Below are 21,627 nucleotides of genomic sequence, written 5' to 3' on the forward strand. Positions count from 1 at the left end.
GGTCATAGCTGCCCAGGCCGTTGACGTTCAGCGGCAGGTTGGGACCCAAACCTTCTGGGTGGCGAGGTCGCCAAGTGGCAGTGGCCTACAACCGCTCGATGATCGTCACGTTCGCGGTGCCGCCGCCCTCACACATCGTCTGAAGACCGTAGCGACCGCCGGTGCGCTCCAATGTATTGAGCATGGTGGTGAAGAGCTTGGCGCCGGTGGCGCCCAGCGGGTGCCCGAGGGCAATCGCGCCGCCATTGGGATTGACCTTTTCCGGGTCCGCCTTGATCTCCTTGAGCCAGGCCAGTACGACGGGCGCGAAGGCCTCGTTGATCTCGACGGTGTCGATGTCGTCGATGGACAGTCCCGTCTTCTCCAGCGCGTAGCGGGTGGCAGGAATCGGCCCGGTCAACATGAACACTGGGTCCGCAGCGCGTGCGCTGATGTGGTGGATGCGGGCGCGCGGCGTCAGGCCATGGTCTTTGACGGCCTGCTCGGACGCCAACAGCACCGCACTGGCGCCGTCAGAAATTTGGCTCGCCATTGCGGCGGTCAGCCGGCCACCCTCGACCAGCGTCTTCAACCCCGCCATCTTCTCCAGCGAGGACTCCCGCGGACCTTCGTCGACCCGGAAGGGCCCGGATTCCGTTTCGACAGCGATGATTTCGTTGTCGAAGTTGCCGCCACGTATCGCCGCGAAGGCGCGCTCGTGGCTGGTCAGCGCGTAGCGCTCCATCTCTTCACGCGACAGATTCCACTTCTCGGCGATCAGCTCCGACCCGCGGAATTGGGAAATCTCCTGGTCGCCATACCGATGCAGCCACTGCTTGGACTCGTTCGTCGGCGAGGTAAAGCCGAACTGTTCGCCGACCAGCATGGCCGACGAGATCGGGATCTGACTCATGTTCTGCACACCGCCCGCAACGATCAGGTCTGCCGTACCGGACATGATCGCCTGCGCGCCGAAGGACACAGCTTGCTGGCTCGAGCCGCACTGCCGGTCCACGGTGACGCCCGGCACCTCTTCGGGGTAACCGGCGGCCAGCCACGACAGCCGTGCGATGTTGCCGGCCTGGGCGCCGATCGCGTCAACGCAACCGGCGATGACATCGTCGACAGCGGCCGGATCGACGTCGGTTCGGTCGAGAAGTCCGCGCCAGCCAAAGGCGCCCAAGTCGACCGGATGCACCCCGGCCAGGGCACCGCCGCGCTTTCCGACCGCGGTGCGTACCGCGTCGATGACGTAGGCCTCCGGCATTTCAGTCTCCTTCTTTCTGTATTCCGCCCAGCACGATGGCGAGGTATTTCTGGCCGACTTGCTGTGCGGTGAGCGGTCCGCCGGGTTGGTACCAACGCACCGATACCCAGGTGGTGTCCCGGATGAAGCGGTAGACCAGGTCGACGTCCAAGTCGGGCTGGAAGTAACCCTGCGCGATGCCCTGGTTGATGACTTCGATCCACATTTGCCGCTGCTGCTTGTTGAGGTCCTCGATGTATGAGAACCGGGGCTGCGACGAAAGTCGTTGCGCCTCATCCTGATAGATGACAACTTGCGCGTGTCGATGCTCGATGGCCTCGAACGAAGCCATGAACAGGCCCTTGAGTCGATCGAGCGGATTAGAATTGCCGTCGACGATCTCTTGATAGCGCGCAAATAGCCAATCCAAGAATCCGCGCAGCAGTTCGTCCACCATCTCTTCTTTGGAAGCAAAGTGGTGGTACAGGCTGCCGGAGAGGATGCCGGCGCCGTCAGCGATGTCGCGAACGGTGGTTGCCCGCAGGCCGCGCTCGGCGAACATCACCGCGGCGAGCTCCAACAGCTCGTCTCGGCGACTATTAGCCTGACCGGCCACTCGCTCCACCCGCTCAGGGTATCAACCAAGCGCTTGCTCGGCCAATACGTCTGCGCTACGACTTGGAGCAAACATTCCGCTGCTTTCTTTGACTTTCCCGAGAGAATTTCCGCCATTCTCGACACACGTTGTATTAGGCAGCCGTATGGTCTCGTCGTTCGGGTTTGCTCAGTCACGGGCGACGGGGTCATTGGAGGTCACGCTATGAACTTTTCGGTACTCCCACCAGAGATCAATTCTTTGCGGATGTTCCTGGGCGCGGGTTCGGCACCGATGCTGCAGGCCTCTATGGCTTGGTCGGGGTTGGCCGAAGAGTTGGGATCGGCAGCGGACTCGTTCGCTTCAGTGACGTCGAATCTGGCTGGTCAGGCGTGGCAGGGCCCGGCGGCCAAGGCCATGTCCGCGGCGGCAGCGCCGTACGCGGCGTTTTTGGAAGCCGCTTCTGCTCGCGCCGCGAGCGCCTCCAGCCAAGCCAACGCGGTGGCCAGCGCGTTCGAAGCGGCGAAGGCCGCCACCGTTCACCCCGAGATTGTCGCGGCCAACCGCCAGGCGTTCGTGAACTTGGTCCGATCAAACTTCCTCGGGCTCAACGCCCCGGCGATCGCTGCCGCCGAAAGCCTTTACGAGGAGTTTTGGGCCACCGACGTCGCCGCGATGTTCGGCTACCACGGTGGCGCTTCCGCGGCAGCGGCGCAGTTGTCGTCGTGGCAGCAGACACTGCAGGGCTTGCCCGGTATCGGGCAACTCTTTGGCGGGATCGGTGCCGCCGCGCCAGGTGACCCGAACATTGGCGTCGGCAATAAGGGCGGCGGCAATATCGGCAACGGCAACAACAGTGGCACCGGCGGCGGGAATATCGGTAACGGCAACACCGGGAGCGGCAACTTCGGCGGCGGCAACATCGGCAACAGCAATGTCGGTAGTGGCAACCTTGGCAACAACAACTTTGGCTTTGGGAACCAAGGCAATGGGAACATTGGTCTCGGGAACGCTGCAGGAATTGGTGGCGGAAACAATGGACTATCGAACGTCGGCAGTAACAACCAAGGCATAGCGAACACCGGAAACGGCAACAGGGGCGCCGGCAACACCGGTAACAACAACATCGGATTTGGCCTGACCGGCAACAACCTCGTCGGCATCGGAAACGCCTTCTACGACACCACGACCGGCCAATTCCACTTCAACGGCCTGAACTCCGGCGTCAACAACATCGGCTTCGGTAACTCCGGCAACGGTAACATCGGCTTCTTCAACTCCGGCGACGGCAACGTCGGCATCTTCAACTCCGGTGCCAATATCAATCCCGCAAACCTGGGACAGCTCCAAAGCGTCGGTATCGGGAACAGTGGATTCGGCAACATCGGCTTTGGAAACACTGGCCAGGGCAACTTCGGCTTCGGTAATTCAGGGGTGTTGAACACCGGTTTCGGTAACGCAGGTCTCCTGAATACTGGATTTAATAACGCCGGCAACTTCAATACCGGCATGGAAAACTCCGGCAGCTTTAACACCTTCGACGGCAACTCGGGCAACACGAACACCGGATTCTTCAACTCCGGCAACGTGAACAGCGGCGCCGGCTTCACGACGAACTCCGGTAACACCCACTCGGGCGTCGGCAACACTGGCAACGTTGGAAGCTCCGGGTTCTTCAACACGGCATCCGGTGCCGCAGTCAACGGTGCAATGTCAGGATTCTTCAATACCGCGAGTGGTGGGGGCGCACTTCTCGGCAACAATGGACAGATTTCGGGCTTCTTCAACACCGGTTCCCCCGGGACGATGTTTGGCAACATTATCGTTGGGCTGAACTCGGGCTTGCTCAATAGCGGTACGAACGTGGCGGGCCTCTTCAGCATCACGCGGTTGCTGCAAGAACTGAGCTGACCGGCGCGCGATTCTTCACCGCGATAGAAGCCTGATGAGCTGAAGAATGACGTGCTCGTTCACCACCACTGAATAGGTGATCCAGCGAGCCGCCAGGAATTAGCCGAGGAATCTTCGTTCATCCGGCGAAAAAGACCAGAACCTACGCCTGCGGCCGTGTGACCTGTAGGAGCCGACCAGGTGGAATCACCGCATAGAAACCTGCGGCGGACTCTGCGACACATCGGCCTTCACACTCATATAGGCCTTGACGACGCCACTTTTGTCTCCGCCCGACTTGGTCTTCCCCATCAAGGGAAATTGGACGTCGCCGCTCAGCCTGGCTTCGAGGTGGTACGGATCGAAGAAGCTGAGCTTGAGCCCGCTGGTGTCCGGAGTTCCCCAGGTGACGGTGCCGTCCACTATGTCGGGATCGCGGGCCCGCTGCGGGCAGCCCGGCGGCGCCAATTGGTTGGATTTCGTGCATGAGGCCAGCCCCGACGTTATCGCCGTCATAATCGCCGACTGCCCAGCGTCGCTCAGGGTGAACTCGAAGTCATTGAAGTAGCCGCCGGACGACGAGAGCGCGTCGAGCAGGAACGGCTTTTTCTGCTTGACCGATACGTTCGAGTTGTTGCTGGTCGCGTCGACCCAACCCGGGAAGACGTAAACGGGCGCGTTGCCCACTGGACTTCCGAAGAACAGCAACGTGTTCAGCGCGTCGTTGTCGACAGCACCCAGCGGCTCTATCTTGGTCGCGGCATGTTCAAGCTTCCAAGCCTTGCCGGATTTCTTGACCGACAGAGTGACGTCGGACGTGTTCTCACCGAACTTTGCCACGACGTGGACCCGGGCAAAGCCGTAACTATGTTCGGAGTTGTCGTCGAGAATCTTGACCCCGCTGATCGGCCAGCGGGCGATCTGCCTCTTGAGAATGTCGTCAGTCAGAAATTGAGTCGAGCCAGGCTGATCGCTGCTATAGCTCAATGCTGCTGCGGCGTCACCGCGCGCTAGTGCATCCAGGTATCCCGTGACCGTGTCACCGGCCTTGCCCCCGGATCCGTTGTCGCTCATAGACACCATCGACACGACGACGATCACGACGAGCACTAGGGCGGCGACCACACTCAAGCCGATGATCAGCGGCTTCCGGTTGCGCTGGCCCGGTCCCGCCGGCGGACCGAATTGACCGGGAAATGGGGGTCCGCCCGGCCATGCTTGAGGACCCGGCGGCGGCGCTTGGGGTGCTTGGCCTTGCCATCCCGGCGTCGGGCCCGGAGGCGGCGGCGCTTGGTGTCCTTGGCCGGGCCATCCCGGCGTCGGGCCCGGCGGCGGCGGTTGATGTGCTTGGTCGGCCCATCCCAACGTAGGGGCTGGCGCGGGCGGCGCCGTTGGCAGCCAGCCGGCTTGAGTTGCACCGTCGGCGGGATTCGGCGGGTGGCCCCAGGGTCCGGGATCGGGCCTATCGGTCACGGCACAACTCTCCTAGCAGCGGTTAACTGATTCCCCCGTACGCTCGGCCACCTCGACGACAGCCGCCTGATTGATCCTAAGGTGCTTCCGGAGGCATACTCCGCACAAATTCTGGCGATGACCGACGGCGGCGCAACTGGTTCCGGGTGCTTCAATTCCGGCAACAGCAACTCGGGCATCCCTCAATCCGGACGACGGCGGCGGTTCCCTGTTTGGCTTCGGCAACTCGGTTGGCGGGGCCGCGGTGGCGGGTAACGGCTTCCTCAACCTTCTTCAACCATCGGCCTCCCACCGCGTTGTGCAAACGCCGGCAACATCGCCAGCGCCTTCAAGTCGAGTTGCCGAAGCCAAGGTTCTTCCGCTTCCGGCGCAAAACATCCGCGGAGCGAAGACGGTCCAGCACCTTCGGATCTCCTGCGCCGCAAGGGTTACCGGCAAGTTCGACGAAAACTGACGTTTCCGTCGAATGTGCGCCGTAGAGTGCTCGATGTCGTGGATTTGGGGTCCACATTCTGCTTAAAACTCACTCAAACGCGGTCGGGGACGGCCAGGGGGGACATCGCGGTGAACTTTGCGCTTCTACCACCGGAGATCAACTCGTTGCGGATGTTCATCGGCGCGGGTTCGGCACCGATGCTCGAAGCAGCGGCAGCGTGGACCGGGTTGGCCGACGAATTGAGCACCGCCGCAAGCACCTTCTTGTCTGTCACGGGTGCCCTCACCGACCAGGCGTGGCAGGGTCCGGCGGCCGCCGCGATGACAGCAGCAGCGGCACCGTATGCCGGATTCCTGCAAGCAGCCTCGGCACAGGCCAGCGGCGCGGCCACCCAAGCCAGCACGATGGTGAGCGTCTTCGAGGCGGCGCGGGCGGCCACGGTTCATCCGCTCGCGGTCGAGGCCAATCGCAATGCCTTCGTCCAACTGGTCCGTTCGAATTTCCTCGGCCTCAACGCGCCCGCGATTGCCGCCGCCGAAGGTCTCTACGAGGAGATGTGGGCCGCCGACGTGTCGGCGATGTTCGAGTACTACTCCGGCGCGTCCGCCGCGGCCGCGGAGTTGATCCCCGTGCCGGCGCAGTTGCGGGAACTGGTGCAGACGCTGCCCAGCCTGGGCCTCGGCAACCTTGGCAATGCCAACCTGGGCAACGGCAATCTGGGCGGCGGCAACGTCGGCAGCGGCAACACCGGCAGTTCAAACCTGGGCAGCGGCAATACCGGCGACCTCAACATCGGCAGCGGAAACGTCGGCAACGAGAACATCGGCGGCGGCAACTTCGGCAGTCGCAACCTCGGTTTCGGAAACAGCGGCCTTGGCAACGGATTACGGTTCGCCGGCGAAGGTAACGACAACATCGGGTTCGGTAACGGCGGCAACAACAACATCGGCTTCGGTAACAGCGGCGATGCCAACCGCGGTGCCGGCAACACTGGCAACAACAACGTCGGTTTCGGGTTGACCGGCGACAATCTCGTCGGTATCGGCAACGCCTACATCGACACGACGACCGGACAGTTCCACTTCCACGGGCTGAACTCGGGCAGCGGCAACCTAGGGTTGTTCAACTCCGGCAACGGCAACATCGGCTTCTTCAACTCCGGCGACGACAACGTCGGCTTCTTCAATTCCGGCACCGGGATCGGATCCGGATTGAACAACCTCGGCTTGGGCAACTCCGGCATAAAAAACGTCGGCCTGTTCAACGCGGCGTTTGGCAATACCGGCATCGGGAGCGGCGGCAGCGTCAACACCGGCTTCGCCAACGGCGGAATTGTCAACACTGGTTTCGGCAACGCCGGCGGATACAACACGGGCTGGGACAACTCGGGCTTCTTCAACACCGGCAACGGCAATTCAGGGGATACGAACACCGGCTTGTGGAACTCGGGCAGCGTCAACACCGGGTTCGGCGCGACGACCGACAGTGGCGCCACGAGTTCCGGGTTCTTCAACTCCGGCGAGAACAACTCGGGATTCTTCAACTCGGCTAGCAGCGGTTCGCTTTCCGGGCTTGGAAACACGGTCACCGGCTCCCCGGAGTTGGGCGGCGGCAGTTCGGGCCTGTTCAACTTCGGCATTCCAAGCGCGTTAAGCGCCGATCCGAGTGACATTGTCAGCGGCTTCAATTCGGGGTTCTTGAACTTCGGCGCCAGGCTGTCCGGGATCTTCGGTCTCAACCGCTTCCTCGGATAGGCAACTCAAGGTCCGCACTTCGGCAGCGTCTGGCTGGCGTCGCTACTGGGAGCCTCGACGGCGTGGGCGGGTTGGCCGGGGCGTTGGGTTCGGCTTTCTCGGCCGACTCATCGCCGAGTGTGCGCTATACGACGCGACACGCCGATCGCCCGTCGCCTAGTTCACACTCGGCGGCCGCTGGGTCACGGATGCTGACTGGACAGCGGCTACCGCCGGGTCACGGATGCTGACTGGACACCGAAATCACTTCGCCGGTCAGATAACTCGAATAGTCACTGGCCAGGAACGCAATGGTGGCCGCTACCTCCCACGGCTCGGCAGCACGACCGAACGCCTCCCCGGCCGAAAGTTGGTCCAGCAGTTCGGGCGAGGAAGTCCTGTCCAGGAACTTGTGCCGGGCGATGCTCGGCGAGACGGCGTTGATCCGCACCCCATACTCCGCGGCTTCGATTGCGCTGCAACGGGTTAACGCCATCACGCCAGCTTTCGCAGCCGCGTAGTGTGATTGCGAGTGCTGGGCTCGCCAACCCAGCACACTGGCGTTGTTGACGATCGCCCCGCCGTGCGGTGCGTCGCGGAAGTAGCGCAAGGCAGCACGGGTGGCGCGAAACACCGACGTCAGCGAGACGTCCAGCACCCGGTCCCACTCCTCGTCGGTCATATCCGCTACCGGCGTCTGGCCGCCCAGCCCCGCGTTGTTCACCAACACGTCCAAGCGACCTAGCCGCGCGGTGGTCGATTGAATCAAAGCGTCGACCTGAGCGGTGGAGGTCACGTCGCACACCACACTTTCCACCCGGCCCAACCCCAGCGCGGAAAGTTCGGACGCCGTCTCACCCAAGCGGCGTTCGTGATGATCCGATACCAACACGTCGGCCCCCTCGGCCAAGGCGCGACGAGCGGTGGCCGAACCAATGCCGGTGCCCGCAGCGGCGGTAACCACCACCACTTTACCCTCGAGAAGACCGTGCCCGGCAATCTCTTCGGGCGCTTCGGACAGACTCACCCTTTAACCTCCCTTGGCAAGCCGAGCACTCGCTCGGCGATGATATTGCGCTGAATCTCGTTAGATCCGCCGTAGATGGTGTCGGCGCGAGTGAACAGGAACAGCCGCTGCCATTCGTCGAATTCACCGTCGGTGAGCGTCAGGCCCGGTTTGCCGATGACATCCATCGCCAACTCCCCCAGATCGCGATGCCAGTTCGCCCACAACAACTTTGAGACGTTATCCTGACCCGGCTGCTCGACGTCCATGGTCGCCAGAGCATACGATCGCATTGCGCGCAACCCGGTCCAGGCCCGCGTCAGGCGCTCCCGAATGAACGGATCGTCAGCCGCACCGGTGCGCTGGGCGAGCTTAGCCAAATTGGAAAGCTCACGCGCATAAACGATCTGCTGACCCAACGTGGAGACACCCCGCTCGAAGGTCAACGTGCCCATCGCGACCCGCCAGCCGTCACCGGGCTGCCCGACCACCAACGAGGCATCAGTGCGAGCATCGTCGAAGAACACCTCGTTGAACTCAGCGGTCCCGGTGATCTGGATGATCGGGCGCACCTGCACTCCCGGCTGATCCAGCGGCACAAGGAGATACGACAACCCGGCGTGGCGCTTGGAACCCTTCTCGGTGCGCGCTACCACGAAGCACCACTGCGACAGATGCGCCAGCGAAGTCCACACCTTCTGACCGTTGATCACCCACTGATCGCCGTCGAGTTCAGCGGTGGTGGAAACGTTGGCCAGGTCGCTACCGGCGCCGGGTTCGGAATATCCCTGGCACCACAGCTCGGTGACGTCGAGAATGCGCGGCAGGAAACGCTGCTGCTGCTCCGGGGTGCCGTACGCGATCAGGGTTGGCCCGAGCAGCTCCTCGCCGAAGTGGTTGACCTTGTCCGGGGCATCGGCGAGGGCGTACTCCTCGTAGAACGCCACCCGGTGCGCGACCGAAAGCCCGCGGCCGCCGTGCTCGACCGGCCAGCCCAGGCAAGTCAGCCCGGCCTTCGCGAGGTGCTGATTCCAGGCCCGGCGTTCCTCGAACGCCTCGTGTTCACGGCCCGGCCCACCGAGACCCCTGAGCGCCGCGAATTCACCGACCAGATTGTCGGCGAGCCATTCGCGGACCTCGGCCCGGAACTCTTCGACGTCCTGCATAACCTGTAGGCTAACCTACCAAGCACTTGCTTTGTTCGCCCGGCGACGATGCGCGCGGCGCAGCCGCGGGAGGAGGAACCGGGCAATTGACAGAGGAGTATCCCTGTGACCGACGATCCCCGCACCGTGCCGGCGGCGCTGGATCGTTTCGTCCATCTGCACCCCGATCATGCTGCTCTGATCACCGACGACCGCACGTTCACAGCCGCGAGCCTGCGTGATGAGGTGCACCGGGCCGCCGCCGCTCTGATCGCGCTGGGCGTGGAGCCGAAAGACCGTGTCGCAATCTGGTCGCCGAATACCTGGCACTGGGTGGTGGCGTGCCTGGCAATCCACCACGCCGGCGCGGCCATGGTGCCGCTGAACACGCGTTACACCGCCGCGGAAGCCGCCGACATCGTGGCCCGCACGGATGCCCCGGTGCTGTTCGCGGCGGGACGATTCCTGGGCGCCGACCGGACGGCCGACCTGGATCGCGACGCCCTGCCGGCGCTTGAGCATGTTGTGCGCATCCCGGTCGACGAGGCCGACGGAACGTGGGATGAGTTCCTCGCCCGGGGTGACGACGAGGACGCCCGGCAACGGGCAGCGGCGCGCGCCGCCCAGGTGAGTCCCGACGACGTCAGCGACATCCTGTTCACTTCCGGCACCACTGGCCGCAGCAAAGGCGTGCTGTGTGCGCACCGGCAGTCACTCAGCGCTTCGGCGGCGTGGGCGGCCAACGGCAAGATCACCAGCAACGACCGCTACCTGTGCATCAACCCGTTCTTTCACAACTTCGGGTACAAGGCCGGCATCCTGGCCTGCCTGCAGACCGGAGCGACGTTGATTCCGCACCTGACGTTCGACCCGTTGCGGACCTTGCAGGCGATCGAACACCACCGCATCACCGTGCTGCCCGGACCGCCCACGATCTATCAGATGCTGCTCGACCACCCGGCCCGTGGCGACTACGACTTGAGTTCGCTACGGTTCGCCGTCACCGGCGCGGCCACCGTGCCGGTGGTGCTGGTGGAACGCATGCAGTCCGAACTCGACATCGACATCGTGCTCACCGCCTACGGGCTGACCGAGGCGAACGGCATGGGGACGATGTGCCGGGCCGAGGACGATGCCGTGACGGTGGCGACCACCTGCGGACGGCCCTTCGCCGACTTCGAACTGCGCATAGCCGGAACAGGGGACGAATCCGGGGAAGTGTTACTGCGCGGACCGAACGTGATGCTGGGTTACCTCGACGACCCCGACGCGACCGCTGCCGCAATCGATTCCGAGGGCTGGTTGCACACCGGTGACATCGGCACCGTCGACGACGCCGGAAACCTGCGGATTACCGATCGCCTCAAGGACATGTACATCTGTGGCGGCTTCAACGTCTATCCCGCCGAGATCGAACAGGTGCTGGCGCGGATGGACGGCATCGCCGACGCAGCGGTGATCGGAGTTCCCGACGAGCGCCTCGGTGAAGTCGGTCGGGCGTTCGTGGTCACCCGTCCCGGCGCCGATCTCGATGAAGCGTCAGTGATCGCTTACACCCGTGAACATTTGGCGAACTTCAAGGCACCGCGTTCGGTGCGGTTCGTCGAGGCGTTGCCGCGCAATCCCGGCGGCAAGGTGGTCAAACCACAACTGCGAGAGTTGGCGTGAATGGACCTGAACGGACCTGGAATGGACCTGAAATGGATCTAGTTTTCGACGAAGAAACGTTGACCTTCCAGGCGGAGGTGCGCGAGTTTTTAGCGGCCAATCGCGATTCGATCCCGACGAAGTCCTACGACAATGCCGAAGGCTTCGCCCAGCACCGGGTTTGGGACAAGGTGCTCTTCGATGCGGGCCTGTCGGTGATCAACTGGCCGGAGAAATACGGCGGCAGGAATGCTCCGCTGCTGCATTGGGTGGTTTTCGAGGAAGAGTATTTCCGGGCCGGCGCACCGGGCCGGGCCAGCGCCAACGGCACATCCATGCTGGCGCCGACCCTCTTTGCGCACGGCACCCCGGAACAGCTGGACCGCATACTGCTGAAAATGGCCAGCGGCGAACAGATTTGGGCGCAGGCCTGGTCGGAGCCGGAGTCCGGCAGCGACCTGGCGTCGCTGCGTTCCACTGCCACCAGGACAGACGGCGGTTGGTTGCTCAACGGACAGAAGATCTGGAGTTCGCGAGCGCCGTTCGCCGACATGGGTTTCGGGCTGTTCCGCTCGGATCCGGCCGCGCAACGGCACAACGGGCTCACGTACTTCATGTTCGACCTCACGGCCAAGGGCATCACGGTACGCCCCATCGTCCAACTCGGTGGGGACACGGGGTTCGGCGAGATCTTCCTCGACGACGTGTTCGTGCCCGACGAAAACGTCATCGGCGCCCCCAACGACGGCTGGCGGGCAGCTATGAGTACCTCCAGCAACGAGCGCGGCATGTCCTTGCGCAGCCCCGCGCGCTTTCTAGCGGCGGCCGAGCGATTGGTGCAGCTCTGGAAGGACAGCGGTTCGCCGCCGGAGTTCGCCGAGCGCGTCGCCGACGGATGGATCAAGGCACAGGCCTACCGGTTGCAGACTTTCGGCACCGTGACGCGGCTGGCCAACGGCGGTGAACTGGGCGCCGAATCGTCGGTGACCAAAGTGTTCTGGTCTGACCTGGACGTGGAGCTACACCAGACCGCACTGGACATCCGTGGCGCTGACGGCGAACTGGCCGGACCGTGGACCGACGGCCTCCTGTTCGCTCTCGGTGGCCCGATTTACGCCGGCACCAACGAAATTCAGCGCAATATCATCTCCGAACGACTGCTCGGCCTGCCCCGGGAGAAGCGCTGATGGAATTCGCACTCGACGAACAACAACGTGACTTCGCGGCCAGTATCGATGCCGCGCTGGGCGCGGCGGATCTGCCCGGCGCTGTCCGGGCTTGGTCGGCGGGTGACGCCGCGCCGGGGCTGAAGGTATGGGAGCAGTTGGCCAACCTCGGAGTCACCGCGCTGATGGTTCCGGAGCAGTTCGACGGTCTCGACGCGTCAGCGGTGGATCTGGTGGTCGCCCTGGAACGTCTGGGGCACTGGTGCGTGCCTGGTCCTGTCACCGAATCCATTGCCGTCGCACCCGTTCTGCTGGCCGATGATGATCGTGCCGCCGGTTTGGCGGCCGGCGAGTTGATCGTCAGCGTCGCGTTGCCGCCGGACGTGCCCCGGGCGGTCAATGCCGACATCGCTGGACTGGTGTTGATGGCCGGGGAGGGCGGTGTGACCGAAGCGCACACCGGTGAGCGTCACGAATCCGTCGATCCCAGCCGTCACGTTTACGACGTGGCCGCAACCGGTGCCAGCTGGCAGGCGGATGTGGCGTGTGCCTATCAGTTCGGGGTTTTGGCCACGGCGGCGCAACTGGTGGGTGCGGCCGAAGCGCTGTTGGCAGGCAGCGTCGAGTACGCCAAGCAACGGTCCCAGTTCGGTCGCGTGATCGGTTCGTACCAGGCGATCAAACACAAGCTTGCCGACGTACACATCGCGGTCGAGCTGGCCCGCCCGCTGGTCTACGGCGCCGCGGTGACGCTGCAACCCCGCGACATCAGCGCGGCCAAAGTCGCGGCCGGGGAAGCGGGCCTGCTGGCCGCACGGTCGGCGTTGCAGACCCACGGGGCGATCGGTTTCACTCAGGAACATGACCTGTCACTGTTGTTGCTGCGCGTGCAAGCGTTGCGGTCGGCCTGGGGCACCGCAGAGGTTCACCGGCGACGCGTATTGGAGGCGTTGTGATCCCGCGCCCGCGACAATTTAGATCGCAGGGATATCGCAGGGATGAGGAGGAGCGGCGCAGATGACTGACGAACGGGAGATGCTGCGGGAAACCGTGGCGGCTCTGGTCACCAAGCACGCCGGCCCGGCGGCCGTGCGGGCGGCGATCGAATCCGAGCGTGGCTACGACGAGTCGCTGTGGCAGCTGCTGTGCGAGCAGGTGGGTGCGGCCGCGCTGGTGGTACCCGAGGAGTTGGGCGGAGCAGGCGGCGAACTCGCCGACGCGGCGACAGTCCTGCAGGAGTTGGGCCGCGCCCTGGTGCCTTCTCCCCTGCTCGGCACCACGCTCGCCGAGCTAGCCCTGCTGACCGCCGACGAACCCGACGCGGAGACGCTGGCGGCCCTTGCCGAGGGTGCATCCATCGGCGCGCTGGTTTTGGACCCGGATTACGTCGTCAACGGTGACATCGCCGATGTCGTTGTCGCCGCCACCGATGGTCAGGTGGCCAGGTGGACCGAATTCAGTGCCGAACCGGTCACTGCGATGGACCTGACCCGCCGGCTGGCCCGCCTGCAACCGCAACAGCAGAACCCGGTGGGCACCGACCCCGGACTGGCCGACACCGCGGCAATTCTGTTGGCTGCCGAGCAGATTGGCGCTGCGGAACGCTGCCTCGAACTGACCGTCGAATACGCCAAGAACCGGGTGCAATTCGGCCGCCCGATCGGCAGCTTTCAGGCGCTCAAGCACCGGATGGCCGACTTGTATGTGGTGATCGCCGCGGCTCGCGCCGTGGTCAATGACGCCTGCGTCCAGCCAACGCCCACCAACGCCGCCACTGCGCGACTGTCCGCCACCGAAGCGTTGGGCATGGTGACGGCCGAAGGCATCCAGCTGCACGGCGGCATCGCGATCACTTGGGAACACGACATGCATCTGTACTTCAAACGCGCGCATGGCAGTGCGCAGCTGCTCGAACCCCCGCGAGAGTTGCTGCGCCGGTTGGAGGCTGAGGTGCTTCCCGCACCGTGAACGATCAGGTAGCCGCCCGGGCCGGCATCCCGCCGTTCTATGTGATGGATGTCTGGCTGGCGGCCGCTGAACGTCAGCGCAGCCATGGCGATCTGGTCAACCTGTCCGCCGGACAGCCGAGCGTGGGTGCCCCGGAGCCGGTCCGAGCCGCAGCCGCGGCCGCGCTGCACCTCAACCAGCTTGGTTATACGGTGGCGCTGGGGATTCCGGAACTGCGTGCCGCGATTGCGGCGGATTACCAACGCCGGCATGGGATTTCCATCGAGCCCGATGCCGTCGTAGTGACCACCGGCTCATCGGGCGGCTTCCTGCTGGCGTTTCTGGCGTGCTTCGACGTCGGTGACCGCGTCGCGATGGCCAGTCCCGGCTACCCGTGTTACCGAAACATTCTGGCGGCGCTGGGATGTGAGGTGGTGGAGATCCCGTGCGGGCCGGATACCCGGTTTCAGCCCACTGCGCAGATGCTGGCCGAACTCGACCCACCCGTTCAGGGCGTAATCGTGGCCAGCCCGGCCAATCCCACCGGCACCGTCATACCGCCGGAGGAACTTGCGGCGATCGCAACTTGGTGCGACGCCACCGGTGTGCGATTGATCAGTGACGAGGTGTATCACGGCCTGGTCTACGACGAGGCGCCGCGGACCAGCTGCGCCTGGCAGACATCGCGAAATAGTGTGGTAGTCAATAGCTTCTCCAAATACTTCGCGATGACCGGCTGGCGGTTGGGTTGGTTGGTGGTGCCCACCGAGTTGCGCCGCGCCGTGGACCGCCTGACTGGCAACTTCACCATCTGCCCCCCGGTGTTGTCTCAGATCGCCGCGGTATCGGCCTTCACTCCGGAGGCAACCGCCGAGGCCGAGGCCAACCTGCTGCACTATTCCCTCAATCGGAGGATGTTGCTCGACGGCCTGAGCCAACTGGGGCTGGACCGATTGGCCCCGACCGACGGTGCGTTCTACGTCTACGCCGACGTCGGCGAATTCACCAGCGACTCACTGGCTTTCTGCTCAAAGCTGTTAGTGGATACCGGCGTAGCGATCGCACCCGGAATCGACTTCGACCCCACCCAGGGGAACTCCTACGTCCGGCTCTCCTTCGCAGGCCCGACCAGCGACATCGAAGAGGCCTTACGCCGAATCGGATCCTGGCTGCCCGGCCAGTAGTGCGCTGATACGTGATTCGAGGACATCACCTACATCCGCCACATTGATGCCGAACCGCTCACGCAGCGTCTCCACCACCGCCGCCGCGTCCTCGAGCACGATCTTCTCGCTGCTGTCCGGCCGGTGAATGGTGAGATTGCGGCCGGCCAGGTTCACCCGGGCGTCGTCGGTGACAGCTGCCGCCATCAGTCCGGTGACGAACTGCGAGGCCGGGTGGGTCGAGACGTACCAACTGCCGACCGTCAGATCGATTTCCGGCCGGGTCTGGGTGCTGAAGACATAGAGCGCCTGCCACTCGCCGCGCACCTGGGCCTGCAGCATCAGGCCGTCGCGCCAGTCCACGAGTCGGTACGGTTCATGCGGCGTCTGTCGCACGTCGCCGGTCTCCAGACGCAGCGGCGAGGTCGGTGTCTGACCACCGAAACCCACATCGACGAGGTAAGGCCCCGGGCAACCGGGAAATGTCACCGCAAGCACGGTGTGCGTCTGAGCCGGTAGCGGTGCGTCGGGCGGCCGCATCCACACCACCCGGCCGGCCAGCCGCCGGACCCGATACCCGAGTTCGGTCAGCACGTAACCCATCAAGCCGTTCTGCTCGTAACAGTAACCGCCCCGACGGCGGCGAATCAGCTTGTCGAACAACGCCTCTGGACCCAAGTCAGCGACCGGGACACCGGTGAACGGGTCGAGATTCTCGAACGGAATGGCCCTGGTATGCGCCGCCACCAGACCTTGCAAAGCGTCGAGCGTCGGTTCGCTCGCCCCGCGGTAGCCGACGCGATCGAAGTATTCGTTCAGATCCAGTGCCATAACAGCCATTCTCCGACCGGACGCCGGTGGGCCCGGACGGGGGCCGCCCGGCTTTGCCTCGGGGATGTTTGGCCCAGAAGACTCGTCGAATCGATGGTTGCCAGAACGGTTCCTACGCGCAGCGCGGTTGCTACTGTTGACTCGAATTCAACACCGGAGAGGTTGCCACAAGCATGCCTGGAGATACCTCAGCGGAAGGCGCGGCACCGAGCGCCATCATGGCGGAGTTGGCCGCGGCGGGGTTCGAGGACGCCCGGCAGGTGGGCCGCGGCGGCGCCGGGGTGATCTACCGCTGTTACGAGAGGGCGTTGGGTCGCAGCGTCGCCGTCAAGGTGCTGCCGTCCCATCTCGACGAAGAGGACAGTCGAGAGCGGTTCCTTCGTGAGGGCTACGCGATGGGCGGGCTCTCTGGCCATCCGAACATCGTCCATATCCTCCGCGTCGGCATGACGACCAGCAACCGGCCGTACATCGTCATGCCCTACCACCCAGCGGACTCGCTGGCGGTGCGACTGCGGCACGAAGGTCCGATTCCGTGGCCCGAAGCGCTGCGGATCGGCGTCAAGCTGTGCGGAGCACTGGAAACCGCGCATCGCAACGGCACCCTGCACCGCGACATCAAACCCGCCAACGTGCTGATCAACGATTACGGCGAACCGCAGCTCAGCGACTTCGGCATCGCCCACATCGAGGGTGGCTACGAAACGGCGACGGGTTTCTTCTCCGGCACCATCGACTACACCGCACCCGAAGTGATGACCGGCAATCCGGCGACCGTGGCAGCCGACATTTACTCGCTCGGCGCCACGATCTACGCGCTGATCGCCGGCAACGCCGCCCACGAGCGCCGAAAAGGCGAAGACCTGATCGCCCAGTATCTGCGTATCAGCTCGACCGGCGTCCCGGATATGCGCACGGAAGGAATTCCGGACACGGTGTGCGCGGCGATCGAAAAGGCGATGTCGATCGAACCCGCGAACCGCCCCATAACCGCGGAGGAGTTCGGCCACGACTTGCAGGCAGCGCAGCGAGCCAACGGATTGAAGCCAGACGCGATGGCCATCACCCGGTCGGGGGACAGCACCGGCCGAACCGCGATCGTGACCCCGACCGTCCCGGTGACCTCGCCGAACCCGACCGGCAATACCCGGCAGGTCCGTCCACCCGAGCCGCCCGCGGACAGCCATACCTCCGTGATCGGTCAACCGGTTGGTCCCCCGGGCGATTCCAGTCGGGAAGACCCATCCGAGATCGCCAGCATCCTGCGGAACGCGCGAGGCGCGTACACCCAGCCTCAGGTTGCCCACCCGCCGGCCACGGGCACGGGCACGGGCACGGGCGACACGACACCGCCGGGTAAGCCGGCGCGGGCGAAGACGATCCTCAGCCGGCCGGCAACCAAGAAGGGCCGGCTGGTGATGGCCGCCGCGATCGCGGCGGTGCTGCTGTTGGTCGCCGGAGGTGTCTTCGTCGCGATCAGCGGCGACGACAGCAAGCACAACACCGCGACGAGTCAGCCGCCCACCCAGGCGCCGGTTCAGTGGAAGCCGATCACCAATGCGCGCACCGCACGGGATGGGACTGCGACGACGCAATCCGACGGCACCATCTGGATCTTCGGCGGCATCGGCAGCGACGGGTCGGTTACCGCACGCCACGAGGGTTACGACCCCGCCATCGACGAATGGAAAGGCGGCGACGACCTGCCCGTGCCGGTGCAGCGGGCCGCAGCGGTGACCTGGCAGGGCAATCCCGTGGTCCTGGGCGGCTGGAAAACTGCGGGGCCGAAACCGACTGCCAATGACCAGGTTTGGCGCATGATCAACAGTCATTGGGTCGAGCTGCCCCGCCTGCTGCAACCTCGGGGAGGCGGCGCAGCGGCGGTGGTCGGGGACCGGATCATCGTCACCGGCGGTGTGGATGCCAATGGGGCACTGCTGAATACCACCGAGGTCTTCGACGGCAACGCCTGGACTTTGGGGACCCCGATACCGACGCCGCGGGAGTCGCTGGCGGCAGCCACCGACGGCAAACTGGTCTATACGGTCGGCGGAGCCAGCGGCAGCACGGACTCGGCAGCTGTCGAGGCGTACGACCCGGCCGCCAAGACCTGGGCAACGTTGCCGCCACTGCCGCGCCCCCGCAGCGATCTGGGCGTGGCAATCGCCGATGGACGCTTGGTCGTCGCCGGCGGCCTGTCGGGTGGCGAGGTGCTCAAGAGTGTGTCGGTGTTCGACCTGACAGCGAAATCATGGGACGCCCTGCCGGATATGGCGGCGGCGCGGCACGGCATGGCAGTGGCCGCGGTGACGAAAACCGTCTATGCAATCGGGGGTTCGACCGGAGCAGGAGATCAGCAGGTGGTCTCGTCGGCGGAGGCGTTGACGCTGCCGGCGCGCAAGACCCAGCCGGCATCGCAGTGGCGCACCCTTCCTGACGCCAAGACGCCGCGGTTGATGATGGCGTGGACGGTCCTGAACGACAGAATCTGGATGATCAGCGGTCTCCTGAACGGAACCGTCCTGAACACCGTCGAGAGTTACGACCCGCGCAGCGGTGTCTGGGAGACCGGCCCGCCCTTACCCGTTGCACTGCACCATGCGACCGCGGCAACCTATCGGGGCGAGGTAGTAGTGCTCGGCGGCGCGACCGACAACATCGCGGACGCGTCCAAGAAGGTCTTCGCGTTGCGCGGCAACAACTGGGTCGAATTGCCACCTCTCACCCACCCGCGCGCGGGCGCGGCGGCCGCGGTGGTGGGCGACAAGCTGGTGGTCGTCGGTGGGCAGAACGCTAAACAGGTGGTACCGCAGACCGAGGTCTTCGATGGCACCTCGTGGAACGACTCGGCCAACATGCCGACTCCGCGCGAGCACCTGGCTGCCGTCTCGGACGGGACCTACGTGTACACGGTGGGCGGACGATTCCTGTCGGCCGACAAGAACTCCGCGGCTTTCGAGCGGTACGACCCCGCATCCGGGGCGTGGACCAAGCTGGTCGACATGCCCACCCCGCGCGGCAGTTACGGCGCCACCTACATCGACGGCCGGGTAGTGGCCGTCGGCGGCGAAGAACCGACCCGGGTGCTGGCAACAGTGGAGTCGTACGACGTCGCCGAGGGGAAGTGGTCCACCCTGACCCCGATGCCCACCGCGCGGCACGGTGAGGCCGTTGCGACGGTCGGCCAGACGATTTACGTGATCGGTGGCGCTAATCGTCCCTCGCACGAGGGCGGCACCGCGACGGTCGAGGCGTTGGACTTCAATTAGCGCATTTGTTTTATCGCTGTGGAATATGGGGATCCGCTATAGACGGCTGCCGCACAACCGCAAACCGTCTATCAATGGAGCTCATTATGAGTACCAGCAATATCGTATGGATCGTGATTGCCGCGTTAGTGCTGATCGCGTTGATCGCCGCGCTCGTGGCGGTTTCGGCCAGGTCAAAGCGTCGTCGCCAACTCGAGCAGGCCGAAGGGATTCGCGAGCAGGCCAGAGTAGACGCCGCGCGGGTGGAACGCCGCGAAGCACTCGCACAGGAAACGGCTGCCAAAGCGCGCGCCGCGCAGGCGGAGGCGGAGGCCAAAGCGGCTGAAGCCGCCCGGCTGCAGGATCGTGCCGCCGCCCACCAGGACGAGGTGGCGACGTCGCGTGAACAGCTCGATGCGCAGTTGAAACGGGCCGACACTCTCGACCCTAACGTCAGGAAAGACAAGAACCACCGCGGCGACGCCCGCGACGAGACGCCACAGGACGGGGCGTGGAGTCAAGAGAACACCAACCTCGCGGGGCGGGACACCCATCCGCAGCAGGACACCGCTCCGCAGCACGACGCCGAACACTACCGCGGCGTGAACACCTGACGGCAACATACTTCGGTGCCCGGTCCCGCCAGTCCAGGACCGGGCACCGCAATTCAGGACCGGGCACCGCTTTTCAGAGTCGCCGCACCGCTTTTCTGCTGCTACGCGCGATCTGCCGCTCCCGCGCGTACAGCAGCCCGTAGGTGAACCCGTTCTCACCCGGGGCGGTTCCCGCGGTAGTCGCCAGCCGACGAAGTGCGTCGGTGGCGACTACCGCATCCTGATGGTCACCCAACACCGTCTGAATGTGCTTGTATCGCTTGACGACCCGCTTCGCGTGCTTGTCGAGCGGGACAGTCAGCTCAGCGGCGTAGCGGGCACGCTTGGCGGCTTTGCGGGCGCGATGCAACAAATCATCGGAACTGCCCTTCAGGGCTTGGGCCAAGCGCCGGTCCGCTTTGTGCCGCGCTCTGGTCGCGCGTTTGCGTAGTTCCTTGCGGGTAAGCCGGGTGTCGATCGGCGGGTCAGCGCGCCAGCCACGCAGCACCGCCATCAGGTCCTGGTAACGTTCCGATTCCATCGCCTCGCCGACCCGGGCCCGGGCCGGGAGTTCAATTGCCTTCAGGTCATTGCGAATTCGCGACCGCACCGGGCCCAGGACCAAAGTGTCCGGAAGTTCGTCGAGCGCTTCCCCGAAGCGGCGCGTCTGGACCTGGCAATCCCGAACTTCCCCGAGCAGACCCGCGAACCATTTGAGTTCGTCGTCCATGCCACCGAGCGGTGAATCATCCAGCACCGTCCGGAACACCCGCAGCGTGCTGCGCAGCCGGCGGATCGCCACCCGGGTGTCATGAATTGGGTCGGCACCGCTGCGGAGACCGGCATCACCGGCGGCGATCTTGTTGAGCTGAGTGTTCAGGTAATCAGTGAGGGCTCCGACGGCCCGCTTATCCGGCATACCGCAACGCGTTTCCGCGCAACGCGACCGCCAAACCTACAGCCAGGTGTCTTGGGTGGTCGTCGTGAGAAAAGCTTCCAAATCGTCACGCCACTGGGCAGGTGTGTTCTTGTCCGGCTCGATGCCGGTGTACTCACCGCGGTAGAACAGCAGTGGGCGTGGCTTGATCTTCGGCACCTCGGACAACGAATTCACCGAACCGAACACCACAAAGTGGTCACCGCCGTCGTGCACGGAGGCGACCGTGCAGTCGATGTAGGCCAGCGATCCTTCGATGATCGGCGAACCCAGTTCCGATGGCTCCCAATCAATTCCAGCGAACTTATCGGGCTCCTTGGAACCGAAGCGCGCCGAGACATGCTGCTGGCTCTCGGTGAGCACGTTCACGCAGAACTTGCCGCTGGCCTCGATGGCCTGCCAGGACCTCGAGACTTTGGTCGGGCAGAACAGCACCAGCGGCGGATCCAGCGAGAGCGCCGCGAATGACTGACAAGCGAAGCCGATCGGCACGTCGTCATGCACGGTGGTGATGATGGTGATCCCCGTGCAGAACTGACCCAGTACGCTGCGGAACGTCCGCGGGTCGATCGGCGCAGCAGTCATGAACAGC

Annotated in this window: 17 protein-coding genes; 9 read left to right on the forward strand and 8 right to left on the reverse strand. The window is 64.5% G+C overall.

Translation table 11 applies throughout. From position 1 onward, the window contains the following. Positions 1–85 precede the first annotated feature (85 nt). Positions 86–1,246, reverse strand: a complete 1,161-nt coding sequence (gene fadA6 / locus A5636_RS00835; RefSeq protein ID WP_065156812.1) for a steroid 3-ketoacyl-CoA thiolase FadA6 — start codon at positions 1,244–1,246, stop codon at positions 86–88. 1 nt (position 1,247) lies between these two features. Next, complete coding sequence (gene kstR2 / locus A5636_RS00840; protein WP_155763484.1) at positions 1,248–1,850, reverse strand: TetR family transcriptional regulator KstR2; 603 nt, start codon at positions 1,848–1,850, stop codon at positions 1,248–1,250. Positions 1,851–2,045: 195 nt separating this feature from the next. Here kstR2 and A5636_RS00845 point away from each other — a divergent pair, with 195 nt between their 5' ends. Next, positions 2,046–3,731 carry a PPE family protein gene (locus A5636_RS00845; RefSeq protein WP_065156814.1) on the forward strand — a complete coding sequence of 562 codons (1,686 nt, stop codon included), beginning with the start codon at positions 2,046–2,048 and terminating at the stop codon, positions 3,729–3,731. Positions 3,732–3,917: 186 nt separating this feature from the next. Here the strand turns inward: A5636_RS00845 and A5636_RS00850 are convergent, their stop codons facing one another. Then, positions 3,918–5,183: a DUF4878 domain-containing protein gene (locus A5636_RS00850; protein ID WP_155763485.1), complete on the reverse strand. Its 1,266-nt coding sequence runs from the start codon at positions 5,181–5,183 to the stop codon at positions 3,918–3,920. Between the two features lie 606 nt (positions 5,184–5,789). On the opposite strand from A5636_RS00850, the gene A5636_RS00855 reads away from it, so the two are divergent. Further along, positions 5,790–7,373: a PPE family protein gene (locus A5636_RS00855; protein ID WP_065156842.1), complete on the forward strand. Its 1,584-nt coding sequence runs from the start codon at positions 5,790–5,792 to the stop codon at positions 7,371–7,373. Between the two features lie 217 nt (positions 7,374–7,590). On the opposite strand, the gene ipdF is transcribed toward A5636_RS00855, so the two are convergent. Both ipdF and ipdE1 read right to left on the reverse strand, forming a co-directional pair. Then, positions 7,591–8,379 carry a (5R,7aS)-5-hydroxy-7a-methyl-1-oxo-2,3,5,6,7,7a-hexahydro-1H-indene-carboxyl-CoA reductase gene (ipdF, locus tag A5636_RS00860; RefSeq protein WP_065156816.1) on the reverse strand — a complete coding sequence of 263 codons (789 nt, stop codon included), beginning with the start codon at positions 8,377–8,379 and terminating at the stop codon, positions 7,591–7,593. After that, the gene (gene ipdE1 / locus A5636_RS00865) at positions 8,376–9,524 is read right to left on the reverse strand and encodes an acyl-CoA dehydrogenase IpdE1 (RefSeq protein WP_065156817.1); all 1,149 of its coding nucleotides are present in this window, start codon (positions 9,522–9,524) and stop codon (positions 8,376–8,378) included. The genes ipdF and ipdE1 overlap by 4 nt, the downstream gene beginning before the upstream one ends. A gap of 105 nt (positions 9,525–9,629) precedes the next feature. Between ipdE1 and fadD3 the strand changes: the two genes are divergently transcribed. The 5 genes from fadD3 to A5636_RS00890 all read left to right on the forward strand — a co-directional run bounded on the left by fadD3 (position 9,630) and on the right by A5636_RS00890 (position 15,447). Beyond that, complete coding sequence (gene fadD3 / locus A5636_RS00870) at positions 9,630–11,171, forward strand: 3-((3aS,4S,7aS)-7a-methyl-1,5-dioxo-octahydro-1H-inden-4-yl)propanoate--CoA ligase FadD3 (protein ID WP_065156818.1); 1,542 nt, start codon at positions 9,630–9,632, stop codon at positions 11,169–11,171. A gap of 32 nt (positions 11,172–11,203) precedes the next feature. Then, entirely contained in the window at positions 11,204–12,337 is a 1,134-nt protein-coding gene (locus A5636_RS00875) for an acyl-CoA dehydrogenase family protein (protein WP_065156819.1), read from the forward strand. Further along, the gene (locus A5636_RS00880) at positions 12,337–13,272 is read left to right on the forward strand and encodes an acyl-CoA dehydrogenase family protein (RefSeq protein WP_065156820.1); all 936 of its coding nucleotides are present in this window, start codon (positions 12,337–12,339) and stop codon (positions 13,270–13,272) included. The genes A5636_RS00875 and A5636_RS00880 overlap by 1 nt, the downstream gene beginning before the upstream one ends. Positions 13,273–13,333: 61 nt before the next feature. Beyond that, positions 13,334–14,284: an acyl-CoA dehydrogenase IpdE2 gene (ipdE2, locus tag A5636_RS00885; protein WP_065156821.1), complete on the forward strand. Its 951-nt coding sequence runs from the start codon at positions 13,334–13,336 to the stop codon at positions 14,282–14,284. Next, positions 14,281–15,447: a pyridoxal phosphate-dependent aminotransferase gene (locus A5636_RS00890; protein ID WP_065156822.1), complete on the forward strand. Its 1,167-nt coding sequence runs from the start codon at positions 14,281–14,283 to the stop codon at positions 15,445–15,447. Before ipdE2 ends, A5636_RS00890 begins: the two co-directional genes overlap by 4 nt. On the opposite strand, the gene A5636_RS00895 is transcribed toward A5636_RS00890, so the two are convergent. Then, entirely contained in the window at positions 15,412–16,257 is an 846-nt protein-coding gene (locus tag A5636_RS00895) for an arylamine N-acetyltransferase family protein (RefSeq protein ID WP_065156823.1), read from the reverse strand. The two genes, A5636_RS00890 and A5636_RS00895, sit on opposite strands and share 36 nt — an antisense overlap. A 173-nt stretch (positions 16,258–16,430) precedes the next feature. Here A5636_RS00895 and A5636_RS00900 point away from each other — a divergent pair, with 173 nt between their 5' ends. Next, the gene (locus A5636_RS00900; protein ID WP_065156824.1) at positions 16,431–19,526 is read left to right on the forward strand and encodes a serine/threonine-protein kinase; all 3,096 of its coding nucleotides are present in this window, start codon (positions 16,431–16,433) and stop codon (positions 19,524–19,526) included. An 86-nt stretch (positions 19,527–19,612) separates the two neighbouring features. Continuing rightward, on the forward strand, positions 19,613–20,119 hold the full coding sequence (locus A5636_RS00905; protein WP_065156825.1) for a hypothetical protein: 507 nt from the start codon (positions 19,613–19,615) through the stop codon (positions 20,117–20,119). A 73-nt stretch (positions 20,120–20,192) separates the two neighbouring features. On the opposite strand, the gene A5636_RS00910 is transcribed toward A5636_RS00905, so the two are convergent. Together A5636_RS00910 and hsaB are read right to left on the reverse strand one after the other, a co-directional pair. Next, positions 20,193–21,017 carry a CHAD domain-containing protein gene (locus tag A5636_RS00910; RefSeq protein WP_065156826.1) on the reverse strand — a complete coding sequence of 275 codons (825 nt, stop codon included), beginning with the start codon at positions 21,015–21,017 and terminating at the stop codon, positions 20,193–20,195. Between the two features lie 36 nt (positions 21,018–21,053). Next, positions 21,054–21,620 carry a 3-hydroxy-9,10-secoandrosta-1,3,5(10)-triene-9,17-dione monooxygenase reductase subunit gene (hsaB, locus tag A5636_RS00915; RefSeq protein ID WP_065156827.1) on the reverse strand — a complete coding sequence of 189 codons (567 nt, stop codon included), beginning with the start codon at positions 21,618–21,620 and terminating at the stop codon, positions 21,054–21,056. Positions 21,621–21,627 lie beyond the last annotated feature (7 nt).

Origin of the sequence: Mycobacterium asiaticum, from assembly GCF_001673315.1 — a bacterium.
GTDB classification, from domain to species: Bacteria; Actinomycetota; Actinomycetes; order Mycobacteriales; family Mycobacteriaceae; genus Mycobacterium; species Mycobacterium asiaticum_B.

Bases quoted from the DNA above. Each gene is read 5' to 3' on its own strand.
- A5636_RS00905 (WP_065156825.1), top strand. From the start codon at position 19,613: ATGAGTACCAGCAATATCGTATGGATCGTGATTGCCGCGTTAGTGCTG.
- A5636_RS00895 (WP_065156823.1), bottom strand. From the start codon at position 16,257: ATGGCACTGGATCTGAACGAATACTTCGATCGCGTCGGCTACCGCGGG.
- fadA6 (WP_065156812.1), bottom strand. From the start codon at position 1,246: ATGCCGGAGGCCTACGTCATCGACGCGGTACGCACCGCGGTCGGAAAG.
- A5636_RS00900 (WP_065156824.1), top strand. From the start codon at position 16,431: ATGCCTGGAGATACCTCAGCGGAAGGCGCGGCACCGAGCGCCATCATG.
- ipdE1 (WP_065156817.1), bottom strand. From the start codon at position 9,524: ATGCAGGACGTCGAAGAGTTCCGGGCCGAGGTCCGCGAATGGCTCGCC.
- A5636_RS00875 (WP_065156819.1), top strand. From the start codon at position 11,204: ATGGATCTAGTTTTCGACGAAGAAACGTTGACCTTCCAGGCGGAGGTG.
- ipdE2 (WP_065156821.1), top strand. From the start codon at position 13,334: ATGACTGACGAACGGGAGATGCTGCGGGAAACCGTGGCGGCTCTGGTC.
- hsaB (WP_065156827.1), bottom strand. From the start codon at position 21,620: ATGACTGCTGCGCCGATCGACCCGCGGACGTTCCGCAGCGTACTGGGT.
- A5636_RS00910 (WP_065156826.1), bottom strand. From the start codon at position 21,017: ATGCCGGATAAGCGGGCCGTCGGAGCCCTCACTGATTACCTGAACACT.
- A5636_RS00845 (WP_065156814.1), top strand. From the start codon at position 2,046: ATGAACTTTTCGGTACTCCCACCAGAGATCAATTCTTTGCGGATGTTC.
- A5636_RS00855 (WP_065156842.1), top strand. From the start codon at position 5,790: ATGTTCATCGGCGCGGGTTCGGCACCGATGCTCGAAGCAGCGGCAGCG.
- A5636_RS00880 (WP_065156820.1), top strand. From the start codon at position 12,337: ATGGAATTCGCACTCGACGAACAACAACGTGACTTCGCGGCCAGTATC.